The following is a 7,380-nucleotide window of genomic DNA, read 5'->3' as shown; positions in this document are numbered from 1 at the left end:
TTACTTGATAGTTAATTACTTGGTCTGAGCCGTTATCAGTATAGTTTTTTGTGTTTCCAGCTACAAATGTACTTCCGTTGTCAAAACTATAGGTGTATGGTGCAGTTCCCGTGGTTGGAACCGTAATGGTAACAGTAGCCGATTGTTTGGCATTAGTAGCACTACAAGAAAAAGGTGTAGCTGTTGCGCTTACCACTAATTGGGTTGGCTGTGTTAATGTTATTGTACCTGAAGCTACACATTCCTTACTGTCTTTTACTTGATATGGATAAGCAATTCCTGCACTTAAACCCAAGTATGTGGCGCTTGTTGTAAACGCACTACCGTTGAAACTATAAGTATATCCTCCAGCGCCTCCTGCTCCTGAAAGCAATACAGAACCGTTTGAAAAACCAAAACAACTAATTTGTGTAGGTGTTGCAGTAACTGTAGGGTTTGAAATTGCGTTTATTGTTGCCATCGTCGTAACAGTACAACCCGTAGCATCAGTAATTAAAAAAGTATATAATCCAGAAGTTGTTGCGATATAAGTAAATGAACTTCCTGTAACGTTAACAGATGAACCATAAGCTCCTGCATCTTTTTTAACAGTATACGTAAAAGCAGCTGTACCACCGGTGATAGCAACATCAATAGTACCATTAGGATTTGAAGTACTACAATCTAAGGTTTTGCTAACTGTTGGAGTTGCTACTAATTCAGGGGCAATCACTATGTTACTAATGGTTGCCGTACAGTTATTGCTATCAGTTACAACAATAGTATGTGTTCCTGGATTTACATTATTGAAAGTACTTGAAGACTGACCCGAAGCTCCATCTAAACTATAACTTAAAGCACCAGTACCTCCAGTAACACTCACAACAAGTGTGGCTTTATTTACAGTGTCATAACACAAATCAGAGGTAGAACTCAAACTTGCCACAGGTGCAATTGGCGCAGTAACTGTAACAGAAGCCGATGCTTGAGAAAGACATTGATTTGCATCTCTAGCTATTACTATGTACGAACCTGTAGCTACATTTGTGAAAACTCCAGAGTTTTTAAAGGCTACCACTACAGTATTATCTGTGCGTCTTAATTCATAGAAATAACCTGCCGTACCTCCAGCAGCTACAGCGGTAATTGTTGCTCCAGTTGTACAAGTAGGTTGTGTTGTCACAGAAGCCGTAACAGTTACTGCCGTTGGAGCAGTTATTGGCTGCGAAAAATCGAATGAACATGTGCCTGCAGTGTTATCGTAACGTACTTTTATAGCATACGTTTGTGCTGAAAGCAATGAGACTGTAACTGGGGAAGTTTTAGTATTTACCCATGTGCTTCCGTTATTTAATGAATAATCAAATCCATAAGTTGCATTAAAGTTTTGGGCAGCAATGGTTATTGTTCCATCATTTGCATTAAAACAAGTTAAATTAGTGTGACCTGTGATGGCAACTGTAAACTTTTTATCTGTTGGAACTACTATTGGGAAATCTTTTTTGGTAATGCATGTAGCTGGTAACTGATATACTTTTATATCGTCGATAGCTGCATCATTACCGTTGTATACCGTACTTCCAGATCTTACGTTAAAGCGTAATGAAGTATTGTTACCTGGATTTAATGATACTGTTCGTAACTCCCATTTATTAGATCTTAAAATAGGAGGAATAGGAGGAACTCCCGTTGGGTTTGGGTTTGGCGGTATCGGTGGTTGTTGTGCAATAACGTTTCCGGCAAGATCAACTAACTCGAACGAAAAACTAGGGTCAGCTCCACCAACAAAATTAGCTCTAAATAGGTTAGCTAAATATGCCTCTACAATTACGGGCTGATTTGGGATAACATCATTAATTATTTGACTATACAATATACCGTTTGCTCCAGCGGCACCTCCAATGTTAATTGCTAAAAAGCGTCCATTAGGATTAGGTGTAGTTGCTGCCGAGGTGTGATCTCTAAAAGCAAACCAAGCTGAATTGTTGGGAACAATTCCTCTTGTTACCACATATTGGTTGTCCTCTAGTGTCAACGCTTTATTTGGACAGGTTGAAGGGACTACATCTAGATTATGATAGCAATAAGCAGCTGCAATTCCAGGTGTAGTTGTATTTGGACCGATACCGAAATTTTCTTCTAATAAATTACTAAAAGTGGATGCGCTAGTTAATATATAATTAACTGATATCGTGTGATTTCCTGAAGGCACATTTAAAAACACTTTAGGATCAGCTGTATTTGTGTTTTTAACTCCATCAATTAAGTACTCGTAATTATAATTAGCACTACCTGAATTAGTTACTGTAACCGTGCTCGTTCCTGTACCATCACAATTAAAATTAGCAGTACTCACTGATATTGTTGGAGCAGTAGGAATAGGATCTAATATAACTGGGTAAGGAATCGTAAATGTACATCCTTGACTGTCTTTTACCACCAAAGTATAAGTGCCCGGTAATACATCTTTTGAAGATGCAGCTTGAAACGTACTTCCTCCATCAAAACTATAAGTATATATTGGAGTTCCTCCAGAAACATTTGTAAATCGTATTGTACCCCCTTGATTAGAAAGTGTACAACCCGCTAAGGCAGAAACACCGGCCGAAGCAGTCAAAGCAGCGGCTGGGCTACCAATAATTATAGTTTGCTCCGGATCTAAACACGATGTAACAGTACCATTACTTTCAGTTATACTATATTTTAGAACTGCTTGATAAGTTCCAGATGATAAATTAGAAAAAATTGGGTTATTACTAAAGGTTACGCCGTTATCAATGCTATATTGTAAAGTATATCCATTCGCGTTACTCACGTTAAACTGGATAGCACCTTTGTCATTATAGCATTTAATATCTGTTTTAGTTACCGTATATACTGGCTTTGGTATTGAGTTTAGCGTTAGCGTTGGTAGGGTAATACTACAATTGTTTGCATCAACAACCTGAATGCTAAAGTTACCTCCAGGATTAGTGACAGGAATTACCGGATCAGTTACAAAAGCAGCACCATTTACAGAATAGTTATAAGGTGCTGTACCGCCCGTAGCGGTCACTGTAATTTCTCCATCTGTACAAGTTAATGATTTAGTGACAGCAGCGGTTCCTTTTAATTGACTAGGCTCAATGATTTCAATTGATCGAGTATTGGTACAGCCATCGTCAGTAGTTGTTACAATGCTATATTTGCCAGGATTAACATTAACAAATGTATATTGATTACTTGCCGTTATCAATCCTGAAGTGTTAACAATTGTGGCGCTACCTTGCAAATATAAGTCGAACTTATATTGCGGTCGAACATTATTTGCAGCTACTAAAATTGTTGCTTTGTCTCCATAACATCTTGGCTGGGTAGCATTAACAGTTGTGCTAAAATTACTCGCACTTATTTGAATGTCTTTAACTTGAAAAATACAAGGATTGGTGCTTACGCCAGTTTGTCGTACATAAACGTTGTAAAGTCCAGCAGTGGTAACACTGAAAACATTTGATGCTTGATATGTAGTATTATTTAAACTATACTCATAACCTGATGGCACATTGCCAACCGTTATTGATCCTGGTGTATTACAATATATGTCTGTTTTAGTTGCGGTAGGATTTAATGTGTTTTTATAAACATTAAAGTAATAACGATTAAAACAACCACCCGAGTAATTGATAGTTAAACGAAATTGCCCTTCACTATTTGCAGTGAAATTTGGTCCATTAGGACCCGCTGATGTCCAAGAGCAGCTTGAAGATTCATTAGCGCAAAGTGTTGATAAATTAGATGGAGGTAGACAGGTTGTTTTTTCCCAAACGATAGAAGTGGCTCCTGTTATCCCAGTAGCTATTTGTCTAAAGTCATTTAGACCACATAGAAAGATTTTTGGCAAAAATTTACCATTGTCAGGACAAACTGGTAAATTATTTTTATCAGGTGCGTTATCGGCATAAGGTGTTATAGGGTTGGTAGTTGTTCCTCCAAAAGGTGCTACGGTAATTTCCTCTCGATAATCGATACAGGGTCTATTACCCTCCCCAAAAATTTTATAAACACCGGGATTAGTAACAGTAACTGTTTGACCAGTAGCAGTAAACCCAAATGGCCCTGTCCAGGTATAAGTTCTATAACCATCAGATGCCGTCAGAACGGTACTTGAACCACACAAAATTGCGTTTTGAGTGAATAAACAATCGTTTACACCTACAAGAAAATTAGTTGGCTGTGGTGTTCCAAGATTACAAGAAGTATAACTTGCATAACTCTCTTCATCATAGAAAGTAGTATTTGTAACACCTCGATACCGAGCGTAGGCAGTATTTTGAATTATGTTAGCACAGGCATCACTTAATTCATTACACCGGGACACTTTTACCTTTAATTTTATCTCATATCGAACAAATGGTGGTCCAGGTGTTAAATTAGCTTTCACCAGATTATTGGGTATATTAAATGTTATTTCGCCTCGAAATCCGTTAGCGGCAGAAGGTGCCACGTAACTGTGTGTTACCCCGGGTGGTAAGGAAGAGGGATCTATATCAGCAGGATAATTAAAACCAACATTAATTGGTAATTTATCTTTTATTGTAAATTGCGCAGCATCATCATTACCTTGATTTTCAAAACCTAGAACGTAATATAATTGTTGTGATGGGGTTACATTGGCTCCACTTGCATCGTTACCTGCTTCATCCTTTACCTCTTTGGTTAAAAGAATTTTAGGCTCGATAATATCAACCGCAAATGTGGTCACAAATGCACCATATCCGTCACCTGAGGTGGTTAATTTTAAATCTCCAGCAGTCTCGTTATTGGGAATAACAGCATTTAAAGCATTTGGAATTTTAACATTTTTAATATCATACCCTAAAAGATTAGTACTAGCTGGGTTTCCTGATGTTATTTTAACACCATTATTTGAATTTGTAGAATTGAAAAAATTGTTAGCTGCACTAACAGCGTCACTAATATTAGTAAAAGTAGCTTTTGAAGCAGCCTTAAATTGAAAAGTATCACCTGTAATACCAAGATCTCCCTCCAGAGCAGATACACCAATCTTTGCATTAACCGGAAAAGGACTTGGCAAGGTTTTAAAACCAGATATTGGAATATTTAATTGATCATTTCCTTGGACACCAGCATAGCCATCAAACACAGAGATGAACTTACTTGGTAACGTAGGGCTTTCATAAATGACTACTAGCGTCCAACCAGCGGCACAACCTCCATTACGTCTTCCGCGTGTTGCACGTAAGTTGGCTAAAGTGTATTCACCATCTGCATTTGTTAAAGCAGCAATATCAGCAGTTATATCTTTGAAACAAATAATTGGAGAGTCTTTAAAAGAATTATTAATGTTAGTATAATTGTAACCATCAAAAATAACTTCTTTCGGATTCGTTTTATTAGCTGTTAAATTAAGGTTTGTGCCATTAGGCAATTTAAACTTCACTTGATTCCAATCATTCAAACGCTGTGTTCCCGTAAAAAATTGACTAGAGTTAGTAGAAACCTCATTAGGATAAATGGAGGCCCAATATAATCCCGCAAATACAATTCGTTTACAACTATTGTTTATTTCAAGTTTAGCAGTACTAGAACTAAATGTTGTAGGATCAGAATCAACATCAATATATTCTCCTTCTTCATTATTATTGTTAGCCGCACCATTATATGGATTTGCTAATCCTTTTCCTTTGATTATACTATTACCAATCAACAAAACGTCTCCTTTTACTTTGATACTTCCAGTAGTTAACCTTGGAGTAAAAGGTGTAGCTAGCTGCGCATGACTTGTAAAAATTGACATACTACATAACACCACTAATATCAATTGTGTTAGGCTATTATTTAATTTGCCATATTTTCTTTTGATAGGCAGATGTAAAAATGATAGTAAACATCGATTCAAATAAAGAAGCAATGTAATCAATCGTTCCATAAGGAACTTAGCTGTAATTATTGTAGCATTATTCATTTTCTCGGGGCTTTGACACTTGTTAAGTAATTATAAACTTATTGATTACAAATCAAGAAATATATTTTACTAATTATAATGGATTTTTTTATCAAAAATTCCAAATTTTTTCTCGTGATATTATTATTTTCAAACCTATTAATTATCTATTTTAACGATAGACATTTTCTCATTATATGCTTCATTTCCTTTGTTTTGTAAATTTGAAGTAGCTTGTTCTAAACTATCAAATTTTTCACAATAAATATAGTACATACTTGTATTCACGTTGTAAAAGAAATTAACATCCTTTCTTCCAGATGCAACCATTTTAGCTAAAAATTCATCTCGTTTTGCAACGTCATTATGCAGTGCCAGAACTAAATAAAATCCTGTTTGCTCATTTTTTATATTTTTTACTATTTGAATATTCGATTGCTCTTGACCAAAATCGAAATCAGTTACCTTTAAAGGCGTTTGACTAACTCTAGTAATCTCCTTTATTCTCTTTAAGGTAGCAACATCTTGCACATATCTATTATCATCAGTTTCAAAATTTGCTCGTTTAATTCGACGTTTCTTTTCAATATCAGTTTCAGATTTAATAGTCTCTAAAGTAGTCAATAACTTTTGATTTAATTCTTCGCCCTTTAATAATGCTGACTTGAGAGCATTTATTTTTTGTAAATAAGACACCGTAAGCACATCCGTTTTGTTTGCGGTTTTCTTCAATCTTTCATTATACAGTTTTGTTAAACTCTCTAATGATGCTCTCTGAATTCTATCTAAATCTGATAGCTGTACTTTTAAATCTTCCAATTTAGCATTTTCAGCTGAGGCACTTTTAAACGGTTTAGGCTCTTTATATATTCCTTTTTCACTTAGGTCATTTTCCTCTCTTATTTCATCTAGTTCTTTCTGTTTACCTGCAACAGAAATATTCAATTGACTAATCAAATCAGCTTGTTTTTTAGCTTGTAATTCAAAACTATCAGCAACTTCATCCATCGCTTTCGCGTTGTCATCTTTTAAAAGTTTAAGATTTGCTTCATCCTTTGCTTTGGCATCAGCAGCCAGTCTTACATTTTCGGTAGCGGCAGCGTCGGCTTTTGCTTTAGCATCTGCAGCCAATCTTAACTTCTCAGCAGTTTCAGCATCAGCTTTTGCTTTAGCATCAGCAACCAATCTTAACTTCTCAGCAGCAGCATCAGCTTTTGCTTTAGCATCAGCAGCCAATCTTAACTTCTCAGCAGTTTCAGCATCAGCTTTTGCTTTAGCATCAGCAACCAATCTTATCTTTTCAGCAGCATCGGCTTTTGCTTTAGCATCAGCAGCCAATCTTAACTTCTCAGCAGTTTCAGCATCAGCTTTTGCTTTAGCATCAGCAGCCAATCTTAACTTCTCAGCAGTTTGAGCATCAGCTTTTGCTCTAGCATCAGCAACCAATCTTATCTTTT

1 protein-coding gene and 1 pseudogene are annotated in these 7,380 nt (G+C 36.2%); both read right to left on the bottom strand.

The features are described 5' to 3' along the window. A partial coding sequence (locus P8M54_RS12610) for a SprB repeat-containing protein (RefSeq protein ID WP_300288266.1) occupies positions 1-5,776 on the bottom strand: 5,776 nt, incomplete at its 3' end. A 306-nt stretch (positions 5,777-6,082) separates the two neighbouring features. After that, positions 6,083-7,380: pseudogene (locus P8M54_RS12605) on the bottom strand (hypothetical protein); the annotation flags it as partial.

The organism is Flavobacterium sp. (assembly GCF_029242675.1).
In the GTDB taxonomy this organism is placed as follows: Bacteria; Bacteroidota; Bacteroidia; order Flavobacteriales; family Flavobacteriaceae; genus Flavobacterium.
The sequence above is the reverse complement of the archived record's forward strand: the minus strand, read 5'-3'. Positions and strand labels throughout refer to the sequence as shown.